Here is a 13,698-nt window from a genome sequence, read left to right as displayed (position 1 = left end):
ACCAGTACACACGCTACTATCCGTCGGTCGATTTCATCAATAAGGTCATTCATCAATTTTTCCTGATAATAAAAAGTTGTTCACGCATTTCACCTTATATCAACGCTGTAAAAGCGAACAGCCATTTTCGAAAATAGAGCCTTCAATCAGGAGGTGTGTGATGCGTGATCTTCAGCAAGGCGTCTGGCAAATGAGCCTGGCAATGGTGATTTCCGGTTCAATCGGCGCGTTTGTGTTACTTTCCGGCCTGCCGGTTACTGACGTGGTGTTCTGGCGCTGCCTGATTGGGGCTATCGCGCTATTTCTCTTTATCCGTCTCAGCAAACAACCGTTTAGCCCGCTGACCAGCGTCACGTTGGGGCTGGCAATCCTGGGCGGCATCGCGCTGGTCGTAAACTGGTTGCTGCTGTTTGCCGCCTACGAGCGCATCTCAATCGGTCTGTCGACCGTGGTGTACAACACCCAGCCCTTTATGCTGGTGATGATGGGAATGCTGATGGGCGAGCGAGTCAGTGCAGTAAAATGGGGCTGGCTGTTCCTCGCCTTTGGTGGCGTGGTCATTTTATTATCGGGTGAACTGACCGGAGGCCATCCTACAGCCTGGTTAACCGGCGTGACCCTCGCACTTGGAGCAGCGTTCTTTTACGCCCTGACGGCAATCATTACCCGCAGACTGAGAAGCATCGCGCCACAGCATATTGCCTTTATTCAGGTGCTGACGGGGGTGGTCATGCTCTTGCCGCTGGCCCAGTTCCCGGCGCTCATCCACGCATACCCGTGGGGTATCTTACTGACGCTGGGGATTGTTCATACCGGCATCATGTACCAGTTGCTGTACAGCGCCATTCAGAAATTGCCCACGCCTGTTACCGGTTCGTTATCCTTTATTTATCCGGTGGTGGCGATCGTCGTCGATAACGTGGTGTTTGGTCATTCACTTAACGCCACACAACTGACAGGCGGCGCGTTAATTCTGTTTGCGGCGGCAGGCAATAACCTCGGCTGGGGCGAAAAAAAACCCCGCGAATGCGAGGTTTCTGATAAAGCCACCCATCAGTGACGGGCGCGAACAATCTGGTATTTGCGCGTCAGGTATTCGACTGGCGCGCTCCAGATGTGTACCAGACGGGAGAATGGGAACAGCAGGAACAGCGTCATCCCCAGTACCAGGTGCAGACGGAAGATAAACGCCACCCCCTCCAGATGCGCCGATGCCCCCCCGTGGAACGTCACCACAGACTGCGCCCACCCCACCAGTTTCATCATTTCGCTGCCGTCCATATGCTGGGCGGAGAACGGAATGGTCGACAGTCCCAGCGCACACTGGATCACCAGCAGCGAGAGGATCAGGATGTCAGCGCCGGTGGTGGTCGCCCGCACGCGCGGGCTAAACAGACGACGTTTGAGCAACAACACGCCGCCCACGAGACACATCAGGCCCGCCGCACCGCCGCCAATCATTGCCATCTTCTGTTTCACTTCAATAGGCAGCCACGCTTCATACATCCAGTGCGGCGTCAGCATACCGAGGAAGTGACCGGCGAAGATCCCCAGAATCCCGAAGTGGAACAGGTTTGAGGCCATGTTCATCCCCTTGCAATCCAGCATCTGGCTGGACGCGGCGCGCCAGGTATACTGACCGTAGTCATAACGCAGCCAGCTACCAATCAGAAACACAGACCCGGCGATATACGGATAGATGTCAAAGAAGAACATATTCAGGAAGTGCATTATTGCTGTCCTCCGGTGGTGATATTCAGATATTGCGGCGCAACGGCTCCGGCAAAACGACGCTGGTGAGCGGAGATTTCAGACTCGCCGCAGCCCTGATCGGCAAAGAATTTCACCTGCTCTTCTTCCCAGACCGCATCGAGCGCTTGCGGCGTATCGTCGCGAACTTCATCGGCAATTTTTTCGGCAACTTTGTCACTGTCGATCGCCGCATTCGCCAGCTTCAGCAGCAGATCGAACAGCACCGCATAGCGGCTTTCACGTTGTTGCAGACGCGCACTCAGTAGCGCCAGAATCGGGGCGATGTCCTGCAACCCGCCCAGCGCCTCGCGCTTCGGCAACTGTGCCAGGTATTCCAGATACAGCGGCAGATGATCCGGCAATTCACGACTGTCGAGCTGTAAACCGTGCTGCTCGTACTGCGCCATCAGATCAACCATCGCCTGACCGCGGTCGCGTGACTCACCGTGGACATGTTCGAACAGCAATAGCGAGGTTGCCCGACCGCGGTCAAACAGTTCGCTGTAGTTGGCCTGCACATCCAGCATCTCCTGCGCGGTTAAATCGCGCAGGAAAACGCTGAGCGTATGCGCATCCTCTTTATCAAGATTTTCAGATGACGCGAGTGCATCGTACAGTTCCTGCTGATGCTGCCACAGGGCAGCATCCGGGTACTCGAGCAGACGCGAAACAATGACGAGTTCAATCATTGGTGCGGCTCCGTTTTGCTGGTCACATCGATGGCGTCAATGCGGCGGCTGTTGAACAGGTTGAATTTGGTGTCAGAACCGTGGCAACCGTCGCCGAAGGTAAAGCCACAACCGCTTTTCTCCGGGAACGCATCACGCGCCAGTTCACGATGGCTACTCGGTACGACAAAACGATCTTCGTAGTTGGCAATCGCCAGATAGCGGTACATCTCCTGCGCCTGTACTTCGCTTAAGCCCACCTCTTCCAGCGCGCGGGTATCCACTTTACCGTCAACGGTTTCCGCACGTTTATAGTGACGCATCGCCAGCATCCGTTTCAGCGCCAGCAGCACCGGTTGGGTATCGCCTGCGGTGAGCAAGTTAGCAAGGTACTGAACCGGAATACGCAGGCTGTCGACGTCCGGCAGAATGCCGTTGCTGCCAAGCTCACCCGCATCCGCCGCCGACTGAATCGGGGACAGCGGCGGCACATACCATACCATCGGTAGCGTGCGATATTCCGGATGCAGCGGCAGTGCCAGCTTCCAGTCCATCGCCATTTTATAAACCGGCGACTGCTGTGCGGCATCAATCACGCTCAATGGAATACCGTCTTTCAGCGCCTGTTCGATGACCGCCGGGTCGTTCGGATCGAGGAAGACATCCAGTTGGCGCTGATACAGATCTTTTTCGTGCTCGGTGCTCGCCGCGCTTTCAATCGCATCTGCGTCATACAGCAGTACGCCGAGATAACGAATACGGCCCACGCAGGTTTCGGAACAGACGGTTGGCTGGCCAGCTTCAATACGCGGATAACAGAAGATGCACTTCTCGGACTTCCCACTCTTCCAGTTGAAGTAGATCTTTTTGTACGGACAGCCGGTGATGCACATCCGCCAGCCGCGGCACTTATCCTGGTCGATCAGCACGATGCCGTCTTCTTCACGCTTGTAGATAGCGCCGCTCGGGCAGGTCGCCACGCACGCCGGGTTGAGGCAGTGCTCGCACAGGCGCGGCAGATACATCATGAAGGTGTTTTCAAACTGACCGTACATCGCCTTCTGCATGTTTTCGAAGTTCTGGTCTTTGGCACGTTTTTCAAATTCGCCACCCAGAATTTCTTCCCAGTTCGGACCGCTTGTGATTTTGTCCATCCGCTTGCCGGTAATCAGCGAGCGTGGACGGGCAATCGGCTGGTGCTTACTTTCCGGCGCGTTGTGCAGGTTCTGGTAGTCGTAGTCAAACGGCTCGTAATAGTCGTCAATTCCCGGCAGATGCGGGTTGGCGAAAATTTTACCGAGCAGCATCGCACGGTTCCCCATACGCGGCTGCAGTTTGCCGTTGATTTTACGGATCCAGCCGCCCTTCCATTTCTCCTGGTTTTCCCAGTCATTCGGGAAACCAACGCCAGGCTTGCTTTCCACGTTGTTGAACCAGGCGTATTCCATCCCTTCGCGGCTGGTCCAGACATTTTTACAGGTCACAGAACAGGTGTGGCAGCCGATGCACTTATCGAGATTCAGCACCATGCCGACTTGTGAACGAATTTTCATTTTACGCTCTCCTGTACCTGGTCATTGCCTTCGTCATCCAACCAGTTAATGTTCTTCATCTTACGTACCACAACAAATTCATCACGGTTTGAACCGACGGTGCCGTAGTAGTTAAAGCCGTAGGCCAGTTGCGCATAGCCACCAATCATGTGAGTGGGTTTTGGCGTAATACGGGTCACTGAGTTGTGGATCCCGCCGCGCTGCTGGGTAATTTCAGACCCTGGCAGGTTCACGATACGTTCCTGGGCGTGATACATCATGGTCATCCCGGCCGGAACACGCTGGCTTACCACCGCACGCGCCGTCAGGGCACCGTTACTGTTGAACACTTCGATCCAGTCGTTATCTTCAATGCCCAAATCTTTGGCGTCGGTTTCACTCATCCACACAATCGGGCCGCCGCGCGACAAGGTCAGCATCAGCAGGTTGTCGCTGTAGGTAGAGTGGATGCCCCATTTCTGGTGCGGCGTCAGGAAGTTGAGCGCTTTTTCCGGGTTACCGTTGGATTTCTCGCCCATCACTGATTTCACCGAACGGGTGTCGATGGGCGGACGGTAAACCAGCAGGCTTTCGCCGAAATCACGCATCCACTGGTGATCCTGATACAGCGACTGACGACCGGTCAGCGTGCGCCACGGAATCAGCTCGTGTACGTTGGTGTAACCGGCGTTGTAAGAGACGTGTTCGTCTTCCAGACCGGACCACGTCGGGCTGGAGATGATCTTACGCGGCTGCGCCTGGATATCGCGGAAGCGGATTTTTTCCTCTTCTTTATTGGTCGCCAGATGCGTATGGTCGCGTCCGGTAAACTCGCTGAGCGCGGCCCAGGCTTTTACCGCCACGTGGCCATTCGTTTCCGGCGCCAGGGTCAGGATCATCTCTGCCGCGTCAATGGCGGTGTTGAGCATTGGTTGGCCTTTTGCCGGGCCGTCTGCCTTGGTGTAGTTAAGCTTACGCAGCAGGTCCATTTCGCTCTGAGTATTCCAGGCGATCCCTTTACCGCCGTTACCGATTTTCTCCATCAGCGGGCCGATCGAGGTGAACCGTTCATAAGTCGCCGGGTAATCGCGTTCAACGGTCATAATGTGCGGCGCGGTGACGCCCGGAATCAGATCGCATTCGCCTTTTTTCCAGTCCTTCACGTCCAGCGGCTGCGCCAGTTCGGCGGCAGAATCGTGTTGAATCGGCAGCGTGACGACATCTGTCTCTTTCCCGAGATGCCCCACGCAGACTTCTGAGAATTTCTTCGCGATAGCCTTGTAGATTTCCCAGTCGCTTTTCGATTCCCAGGCCGGGTCAACGGCCGCAGACAGCGGATGAATAAACGGATGCATATCCGAGGTATTCATGTCGTCTTTTTCATACCAGGTCGCCGTTGGCAGCACGATGTCGGAGTACAAACAGGTACTCGACAGACGGAAGTCCAGCGTCACGACCAGGTCCAGCTTGCCGTCGAGACCGTTGTCCTGCCATTCCACTTCTTCCGGCTTCACGCCTCCCTGCTGACCCAGATCTTTCCCCTGGATCCCGTGTTCGGTTCCCAGCAGGTATTTCAGCATGTATTCATGCCCCTTACCGGATGAGCCCAGCAGGTTGGAGCGCCAGATGAACAGGTTGCGCGGATGGTTTTTCCCGTTCTCCGGCTGCTCGGCCGCGAAACGGATCGAACCTTCTTTCAGTGATTTGACGGTGTACTCCACCGGCGTCATCCCGGCTTTCTTCGCGTCTTCGGCGATAGTCAACGGGTTGGTACCAAGCTGCGGTGCGGACGGCAGCCAGCCCATGCGCTCAGCACGCACGTTGAAATCAATCAGATGACCGCTGTAGCGCGATTTGTCCGCCAGTGGTGACAGCAGTTCCTGCGCGGTAACGGTCTCATAGCGCCACTGGCTGGAGTGGTTGTAGAAGTACGACGTACTGTTCATGTGACGTGCCGGACGCTGCCAGTCGAGGGCAAACGCCAGCGGCTGCCAGCCGGTCTGCGGACGCAGTTTTTCCTGGCCGACATAGTGCGCCCAGCCACCGCCGCTCTGGCCGATACAGCCACAGAACACCAGCATGTTGATCAGACCACGATAGTTCATATCGAGGTGATACCAGTGGTTCAGACCGGCACCGACGATGATCATCGAACGGCCATGCGTCTTATCGGCGTTGTCGGCAAACTCACGCGCGATGCGGGTGATCTGTGCACGTGGTACGCCGGTAATCTGTTCTGCCCACGCCGGGGTATACGCTTTGATGTCGTCATAACTGGTGGCGCAGTTGGCATCGTTCAGACCGCGTTCCAGACCGTAGTTAGCCATCGTCAGGTCATAGACGGTGGTAACCAGCGCCGTTGTGCCGTCTGCCAGTTGCAGACGTTTAGCCGGCAGTTTGTGCAGCAGCACGTTTTCCAGTTCGACTTTATTGAAGTGCTCGGTGCCTTCACCACCAAAGTACGGGAAGCCCACCTCGGCGATCTCGTCCTGGCTACCCAGCAGACTCAATTGCAGTTCTGTCTCGGCACCGGTCGTACCATCGCGCTGCTCGAGGTTCCATTTGCCTTTTTCACCCCAGCGGAAACCGATCGAGCCGTTCGGCGCAACCATGTCACCATTGTTGTTAATGGCAACGGTTTTCCATTGCGGATTATTTTCCTGGCCCAGTGAATCCACAAGGTCAGCAGCGCGCAGCATACGGCCCGCGGCATAGTAACCGTCACGCGCTTCCAGCATCACCAGCATCGGCATGTCGGTGTAGCGGCGTACGTAGTCGGTAAAGTACTGGCTCGGATTGTCGAGATGGAATTCACGCAGCATGACGTGACCCATTGCCAGCGCCATCGCCGCATCGGTGCCCTGCTTCGGCGCCAGCCAGAGGTCGCACAGCTTGGCGATTTCAGCGTAGTCCGGCGTTACCGCAACGGTTTTGGTGCCTTTATAACGGACTTCGGTAAAGAAGTGGGCATCCGGCGTACGGGTCTGCGGAACGTTAGATCCCCAGGCGATGATGTAGCTGGAGTTGTACCAGTCAGCGGATTCCGGCACGTCGGTCTGCTCACCCCAGGTCTGCGGAGACGCCGGTGGCAGGTCACAGTACCAGTCGTAGAAGCTCAGGCAGGTGCCGCCAATCAGGGAGAGATAACGCGCGCCGGACGCATAAGAAACCATCGACATCGCCGGGATCGGCGAGAAGCCCGCCACGCGGTCCGGGCCGTACGTTTTCACGGTATAGACGTTAGAAGCGGCAATCAGCTCATTCACTTCCTGCCAGGAAGAACGGACGAAACCACCGCGACCACGCGCTTGTTTAAAGCTTTTTGCTTTATCAGCGTCTTCGATGATGGACGCCCAGGCGTCAACCGGATCGCTGTGCTGCACTTTCGCCTCACGCCACATTTTCATCAGACGTTTGCGCATCAGCGGGTATTTCAGTCGGTTAGCACTGTAGAGATACCAGGAATAACTCGCACCACGCGGACAGCCACGAGGCTCGTGGTTTGGCATGTCCGGACGGGTACGTGGGTAGTCGGTTTGCTGGGTTTCCCAGGTCACCAGACCGTTTTTAACGTAGATTTTCCAGCTACATGAGCCGGTGCAGTTAACCCCGTGGGTTGAGCGCACAACTTTATCGTGCTGCCAACGCTGGCGATATCCATCCTCCCAGTCCCGGTTGGTTTCGAGAAGCTGGCCGTGCCCATTGGCAAAGGTTTCACCCTTCTGCTTGAAGTAGCGAAACCGGTCCAGGAATTTACTCATCGGTTCTCTCCTGTGGAGCCTGACGGCTCTCTGATAAATCGACATTGCTTGATTGAGAGCGAAGGTAACGCTCTGAAAGGTCGTGAGAATTGATAACGATCAAGGCATACAGGGATGAAAATGGAGGGTAATTTTTGAAATACCCCTTTCGGAGGATTGGGCATTTAACAATATCCATCTGTTTTTAAAGCTTATTTTTTCAATCGTATTTTCCGTAAATGTTAAATTCTTAACGAGTGGGTATTAAGAGGTATGCCCTCCTGGTTGACCTCTTTTCGCAACGAACTGATAGAGCGACGTGACAATAAAACCATCAGTATGTTGTAACTAATCAGAGGCAAAAAAAAGCGCGGTCTAACGCCGCGCAATGGGGAATACATGACTGCTGTTTTTATTTTTTCGAATGTCGTCCGTATACCAACCAGGTGATAATCACACAGGCGATATAGAAGATCAGGAAGACTTTCATCGCGTCAACCGGTGAGCCGGTTAAGGCCAGCGAGGTACCAAACGCTTTCGGGATAAAGAAGCCGCCAATCGCGCCAATCGCAGAGATAAAGCCTAACGCTGCTGCTGTATCGGTCGCCGCTTCGCGCATCGCTTTCTCTTCAGAGCCGCCTTCAGCCTTCACGCGATCCATCGTCAGCTTACGGAAGATAACGGAGATCATCTGGAAGGTGGAGCCGCTACCCAGCCCGGCCGTCATAAACAAGGCAAGGAAGACCGCGAAGAAGGCGATGAAACTGCCGCCCGCGCCGTTGGTTGGTAAGGTCAGGAACAGCAGACCGCTGAAAATCGCCATCAGCACGAAGTTCACCAGCGTGACACGAGTCCCGCCTAATCGGTCAGAGATCGCCCCGCCCGCAGAACGCGCCAGCGCGCCAACCAGGGGACCAAAAAATGCATAATGCAGGATCTGAATCTCCGGAAACTGGGTCTTTGACAGCATCGCAAAACCTGCGGAAAACCCTATGAACGAGCCGAACGTCGCCAGATAAAGCAGGCTCATGATCCACAGATGACCGCGCTTGAGAACCGGTAATTGCTCCTTCAACGATGCTTTTGAGGTCGCCAGTTCATTCATACCAAACCAGGCCGCCAGCGTGAAGAAAGCGAGGAACGGCACCCAGATCCATGCGGCATTCGCCAGATACAGTTGCGAACCATCCGGTTGCTCAACGCCGTGGCTGCCAAAGACAGCGAAGATCGACAGCGAGACCACCAGCGGCGCAACAAGCTGCATCACGCTGACGCCCATATTTCCCAGACCGCCGTTCAGCCCCAGCGCACCGCCCTGCTTCTGCTTTGGAAAGAAGAAGCTGATGTTCGCCATACTGGAGGCAAAGTTTGCGCCGGCAAAGCCGCACAGCAGTGAAATCACGATAAAGGTACTGAACGGTGTGGACGTATCCTGCACCGCGAACCCTAACCAGACGCACGGGATAATCAGGATCCCGGTACTGAACGCGGTCCAGCGACGACCGCCGAAGACCGGTACCATAAAGGAGTAAGGCACACGTAATAACGCGCCAGAGACCGACGGTAACGCCGTCAGCATAAACAACTGTTCAGTGGTAAACGTGAAACCGACTTTCGGCAGATTCACCGCAACAGCACTGAACAACATCCAGACGCAAAACGCCAGCAGCAGACAGGGGACAGAAATCCACAGGTTGCGACTGGCGATACGATGACCTCGCTGTGCCCAGAATGCCGGATCTTCCGGCCGCCATTCTGTGATTACAGCTCCAGATGCCCTTTCGGGGACGGATGAGTGACTCATAGACACCTCTGATACTCGATTCGATGCCTGCAACAGTAGGGTTTACAGCGCGAGGTAAGTTGATATAAATCAAAGGAAAAGTTGTCGATATCTCAACAGAAAAATCATGATCACCCTAAGTGAGTAGGATAATTCACCAAAAAATACGTGGTTTTTCACAGTGCTGCCTGCCGCAGGTACCCCCTTCCTCAAATCCCCTGCGGATACGGCAATTAAGAGGTAACTCGCTTTAGGTATGGGTATACTCCAGGGGATGGTCGAGAATAACGCCACTGCCGATTCTGCCCGGCACTCTCGTCATTCATTGAGGTTTCCCCATTCGCTGTCCGGAGACCTGAAGGAAGAAGGTTTTATGCTAAAACGTTGTCTCTCTCCGCTCACGCTGGTTAACCAGGTGGCGCTTATTGTGATGCTCTCAACCGCGATCGGCGTGGCGGGTATGGCTGTCTCTGGCTGGCTGGTTCAGGGCGTCCAGGGTAGCGCGCACGCCATTAATAAAACCGGATCGCTGCGGATGCAAAGCTATCGACTGCTCGCCGCGGTACCACTGAGCGCTGACGACCAGAAATTGCTTGATGAGATGGAGCAGACCGCGTTCAGCCCGGAACTGACCCGCGCAGCAGAACGCGACGGTCAGCAGGAACAACTGCGCGCCCTCCAGGATTACTGGCATCGCGAACTCTCCCCCGGCCTGCGGCAAGCCAGTAGCAGAGACGCCGTCGCGGCCGACGTCAACCAGTTTGTCGCTGGCCTTGATCGGCTCGTCTCCGCGTTTGACCACACCACCGAAATGCGCATCGAACGCGTGGTGATGGTGCACCGGGTGATGGCGATTTTTATGGCGCTGCTGCTGGTCTTTACCATTATCTGGCTGCGGGCGCGACTGCTTCAGCCGTGGAAGCAACTGTTGTCGATGGCCCGCGCCGTCAGTCAGCGCGACTTTACCCAACGCGCGCAAATCGGCGGGCGTAATGAGATGGCGATGCTCGGCGACGCGCTCAATAACATGTCCGACGAACTGGCGGAAAGCTATTCGGTGCTCGAACAACGCGTCAAAGAAAAAACGGCCGGGCTGGAGCAGAAAAACCAGATCCTCTCTTTTCTCTGGCAGGCCAACCGACGTCTGCATTCGCCGGTGCCGCTTTGCGAACGTCTCTCCCCGGTGCTGAACGGTCTGCAAAACCTGACCCAAATGCATGACATCGAACTGCGGGTTTATGATCAGGAAGATGAAGAGAACCATCAGGAATTTACCTGCCAGTCCGATATCAGCTGTGATGATAAAGGGTGCCATCTCTGTCCCCGCGAGTCGCTGCCGCCAATTGAAGGGGGAATGACGCTGAAATGGCGCTTAACGGACACCCATACCCAGTACGGCATTTTGCTGGCGACCCTGCCGCAGGGGCATCACCTGAGTCACGATCAGCAGCAACTGGTGGATACCGTCGTGGAACAGCTCACCGCGACGCTGGCGTTGGATCGCAATCAGGAACGCCAGCAGCAGTTGATTGTCATGGAAGAGCGTGCAACCATTGCGCGCGAACTGCATGATTCTATTGCACAATCACTGTCCTGTATGAAGATGCAGGTCAGTTGCCTGCAAATGCAGGGAGAGACATTGCCGGACAGCAGCCGCGACCTGCTCGGCCAGATCCGCAACGAGCTGAATGCGTCATGGGCGCAACTGCGTGAACTGTTGACGACGTTTCGCTTACGGCTGACGGAACCCGGTCTGCGCCCCGCGCTGGAAGCCAGCTGCCAGGAATACAGCGCCCGTTTTGGTTTTACGGTGAAACTGGATTACCAGTTACCACCGCGCCTGGTGCCTTCGCATCAGGCGATTCACCTGCTGCAAATTGCCCGCGAAGCCTTAAGCAATGCGCTTAAGCATTCTCACGCTGATGATGTGGTGGTCACCGTGGCGCTGAAAGGCAAGCAGGTAAAATTGACTGTACAGGACAACGGCTGCGGCGTTCCTGAGAACGCCGAACGCAGTAACCACTATGGCATGATCATTATGCGCGACCGGGCACAGAGCCTGCGCGGAGATTGCCAGGTACGCCGTCGCGAGACGGGAGGCACTGAAGTCGCTGTCACGTTTATTCCCGAAAAATACTTCACAGAAGTTCAAGGAGATACCCATGAATAATCAGGAACCGGCAACTATCCTGCTCATCGACGATCATCCGATGTTGCGGACCGGCGTCAAACAGCTTGTCAGCATGGCGCCCGATATCACCGTGGTCGGTGAAGCCAGCAACGGCGAACAGGGTATCGAACTGGCCGAATCGCTTGACCCGGATCTGATCCTGCTCGACCTGAACATGCCGGGGATGAACGGGCTGGAAACCCTCGACAAATTACGTGAGAAAGCGCTGTCCGGACGGATCGTTGTCTTTAGCGTGTCGAATCATGAGGAAGATGTTGTGACGGCGCTCAAGCGCGGGGCTGATGGTTATCTGCTAAAGGATATGGAACCGGAAGATCTGCTTAAGTCGTTACAGCAGGCTGCCGCCGGAGAGATGGTCTTAAGTGAAGCGTTAACGCCGGTGCTGGCTGCCAGCCTGCGCGCCAACCGCGCCACCTCCGATCGCGATGTCACCCAACTCACCCCGCGTGAGCGTGACATTCTGAAGCTTATCGCCCAGGGTCTACCGAATAAAATGATTGCCCGCCGCCTGGATATCACCGAGAGCACAGTGAAAGTCCACGTGAAGCATATGCTGAAAAAGATGAAGCTTAAATCGCGTGTTGAAGCGGCAGTGTGGGTGCATCAGGAACGTATCTTCTGATTACTCCTCCGGGAGCAACCTCCAGCGCGGATCGTCCCCTGGCATTGCCATAAAGGGTTCCGTCAGCGTGAGCGTGATCTCATTGGAAGAGACACGCTGCCCCTTCTCATCTTCCACCACTACCGACAACTGCCAGCGGTTATTCGCGCCTTCGCTGCTGTCCCAGGCCGGCATAATCACCGTCCAGCCCTCAACGCTTTCCGCGTTTGCCCCCGCCGTCAGGCTCAGCGCCTGCGCGTCCCCCTGCCAGGTGAGATGACGAACGCCATGCCGACTACGTACCTGCAATTTTAGCGGCACCGTTTCGCCCGGATGCAGATCCCACGGTGGGGTTGCCAGAAATACGCTCAGGGTTTTGCGCTGACGATACTCCATCGTCGGCAGGTTGTTGCGCTGCGGATGATCGTAGCGGCTTCCGCGCAGCGACTGACTTTCCGCCACCTCGCTGGCAGCCAGTTGTTTTTTCAGCGGTACGCCGAAGCGGTAGTTCAGGTTCAGCCCGAGGTTGTTCTGGCTGAGACCGCTCTCCCCCTGCTTGTGCTGGGCGGTGACTGTGACCAGCGGGACCGGGGTGTAATTCAGCCCCAGTTTCACCGCCACCGGATTGTGATAGCCCGTTCCGGAATCGAACAGATCGACGCTGTCACCAAAATATTGTTCCACGCTAACGCTGGTATTGAGATATTCGTAGAACGGCAGTCGCATTTGCGCCGTTACGTCGTAACCGCGCGCCATTCGTTGCTCCAGCGTCGGCGTATGGGCGCGCCATGAGGCAAACGGCTGGTAATAATTGGCCGACAGCCGCAGGTATTCCCCCCACGCTTCAGCGCCCAGCCCGCCACGCTGGAGGTTTTCATCGAGCAGATTATCGTAGAAAGTGTTATAGCCGAGCAGCCAGCCGTCACGCACCCAGCGCTGGCCGATACCCACATTACTCACCAGCCCGTCATCCTGCTGAGTAAGACCCAGTTGACTCCAGGTGAGGTAGCGCGAGTTATCCTGCCATGGGACAAACCAGCTTCCGCGACTACCGTTGAAATTGCCTTCGTTATCGACCTGCACATTGACGCTGGCCTTCCCCCATGGCGACAGCCAGGATTCCAGTTGTTGATTCACCTGTTCACTCACCGCATCGCGCACCTGGCCAAAGGCAAATTGCTTTGCCTGCTCGCCGGTGTCCAGACCGTTGTCGATCATGCTCGCCTCGCCAAAGGCTTTTACCATCTCGGCGAAATGTTTTTCGCCTTCATGCGATTCGGGAGCCATGCCCAGATCGGGCAACCCGTCCTGGTTATTATCAAAGGGATTTTCGGCCTGTTGCATAAAGGAGGATTGTGCACTGGCGTGACCGCCTGCTAACAGCAAGAGCAACCAGAGAGGGAGGGAATGCGATACAAAACGACTCAAATT

Annotated in this window: 9 protein-coding genes; 3 read left to right on the top strand and 6 right to left on the bottom strand. The window is 55.8% G+C overall.

All coding sequences use genetic code 11. The annotated features are described in order from the left end of the window. Positions 1-160 precede the first annotated feature (160 nt). Positions 161-1,060, top strand: coding sequence for a DMT family transporter (locus JTI98_RS14420; RefSeq protein ID WP_130097106.1), 900 nt, complete (start codon positions 161-163; stop codon positions 1,058-1,060). Here the strand turns inward: JTI98_RS14420 and narI are convergent. The 5 genes from narI to JTI98_RS14395 form a co-directional block, all read right to left on the bottom strand. Then, complete coding sequence (gene narI / locus JTI98_RS14415; RefSeq protein WP_216081413.1) at positions 1,054-1,731, bottom strand: respiratory nitrate reductase subunit gamma; 678 nt, start codon at positions 1,729-1,731, stop codon at positions 1,054-1,056. The two genes, JTI98_RS14420 and narI, sit on opposite strands and share 7 nt — an antisense overlap. Next, positions 1,731-2,441 carry a nitrate reductase molybdenum cofactor assembly chaperone gene (narJ, locus tag JTI98_RS14410; protein WP_044327859.1) on the bottom strand — a complete coding sequence of 237 codons (711 nt, stop codon included), beginning with the start codon at positions 2,439-2,441 and terminating at the stop codon, positions 1,731-1,733. Before narJ ends, narI begins: the two co-directional genes overlap by 1 nt. Further along, positions 2,438-3,973 carry a nitrate reductase subunit beta gene (gene narH, locus JTI98_RS14405; protein ID WP_216081412.1) on the bottom strand — a complete coding sequence of 512 codons (1,536 nt, stop codon included), beginning with the start codon at positions 3,971-3,973 and terminating at the stop codon, positions 2,438-2,440. Before narH ends, narJ begins: the two co-directional genes overlap by 4 nt. Next, complete coding sequence (locus tag JTI98_RS14400) at positions 3,970-7,713, bottom strand: nitrate reductase subunit alpha (RefSeq protein ID WP_216081411.1); 3,744 nt, start codon at positions 7,711-7,713, stop codon at positions 3,970-3,972. The genes narH and JTI98_RS14400 overlap by 4 nt, the downstream gene beginning before the upstream one ends. A 391-nt stretch (positions 7,714-8,104) precedes the next feature. Then, positions 8,105-9,496 carry a NarK family nitrate/nitrite MFS transporter gene (locus JTI98_RS14395; protein ID WP_044267202.1) on the bottom strand — a complete coding sequence of 464 codons (1,392 nt, stop codon included), beginning with the start codon at positions 9,494-9,496 and terminating at the stop codon, positions 8,105-8,107. A gap of 352 nt (positions 9,497-9,848) precedes the next feature. Here JTI98_RS14395 and narX point away from each other — a divergent pair, with 352 nt between their 5' ends. Together narX and narL are read left to right on the top strand one after the other, a co-directional pair. After that, positions 9,849-11,645, top strand: coding sequence for a nitrate/nitrite two-component system sensor histidine kinase NarX (gene narX / locus JTI98_RS14390; protein WP_216081410.1), 1,797 nt, complete (start codon positions 9,849-9,851; stop codon positions 11,643-11,645). Beyond that, complete coding sequence (gene narL, locus JTI98_RS14385; protein ID WP_042318615.1) at positions 11,638-12,288, top strand: two-component system response regulator NarL; 651 nt, start codon at positions 11,638-11,640, stop codon at positions 12,286-12,288. The genes narX and narL overlap by 8 nt, the downstream gene beginning before the upstream one ends. On the opposite strand, the gene JTI98_RS14380 is transcribed toward narL, so the two are convergent. Further along, entirely contained in the window at positions 12,289-13,695 is a 1,407-nt protein-coding gene (locus tag JTI98_RS14380) for a YchO/YchP family invasin (RefSeq protein ID WP_054176256.1), read from the bottom strand. Between the last annotated feature and the right edge of the window lie 3 nt (positions 13,696-13,698).

This window comes from Citrobacter sp. MGH 55 (assembly GCF_016906145.1).
GTDB classification, from domain to species: Bacteria; Pseudomonadota; Gammaproteobacteria; order Enterobacterales; family Enterobacteriaceae; genus Citrobacter_A; species Citrobacter_A amalonaticus.
Note: the sequence above shows the minus strand (reverse complement) of the source record. Positions and strands in the feature narration are given on the sequence as shown.

Coding starts and splice junctions, on each gene's coding strand:
- JTI98_RS14420 (WP_130097106.1), top strand. CDS start 161: ATGCGTGATCTTCAGCAAGGCGTCTGGCAAATGAGCCTGGCAATGGTG.
- narI (WP_216081413.1), bottom strand. CDS start 1,731: ATGCACTTCCTGAATATGTTCTTCTTTGACATCTATCCGTATATCGCC.
- narJ (WP_044327859.1), bottom strand. CDS start 2,441: ATGATTGAACTCGTCATTGTTTCGCGTCTGCTCGAGTACCCGGATGCT.
- narH (WP_216081412.1), bottom strand. CDS start 3,973: ATGAAAATTCGTTCACAAGTCGGCATGGTGCTGAATCTCGATAAGTGC.
- JTI98_RS14400 (WP_216081411.1), bottom strand. CDS start 7,713: ATGAGTAAATTCCTGGACCGGTTTCGCTACTTCAAGCAGAAGGGTGAA.
- JTI98_RS14395 (WP_044267202.1), bottom strand. CDS start 9,496: ATGAGTCACTCATCCGTCCCCGAAAGGGCATCTGGAGCTGTAATCACA.
- narX (WP_216081410.1), top strand. CDS start 9,849: ATGCTAAAACGTTGTCTCTCTCCGCTCACGCTGGTTAACCAGGTGGCG.
- narL (WP_042318615.1), top strand. CDS start 11,638: ATGAATAATCAGGAACCGGCAACTATCCTGCTCATCGACGATCATCCG.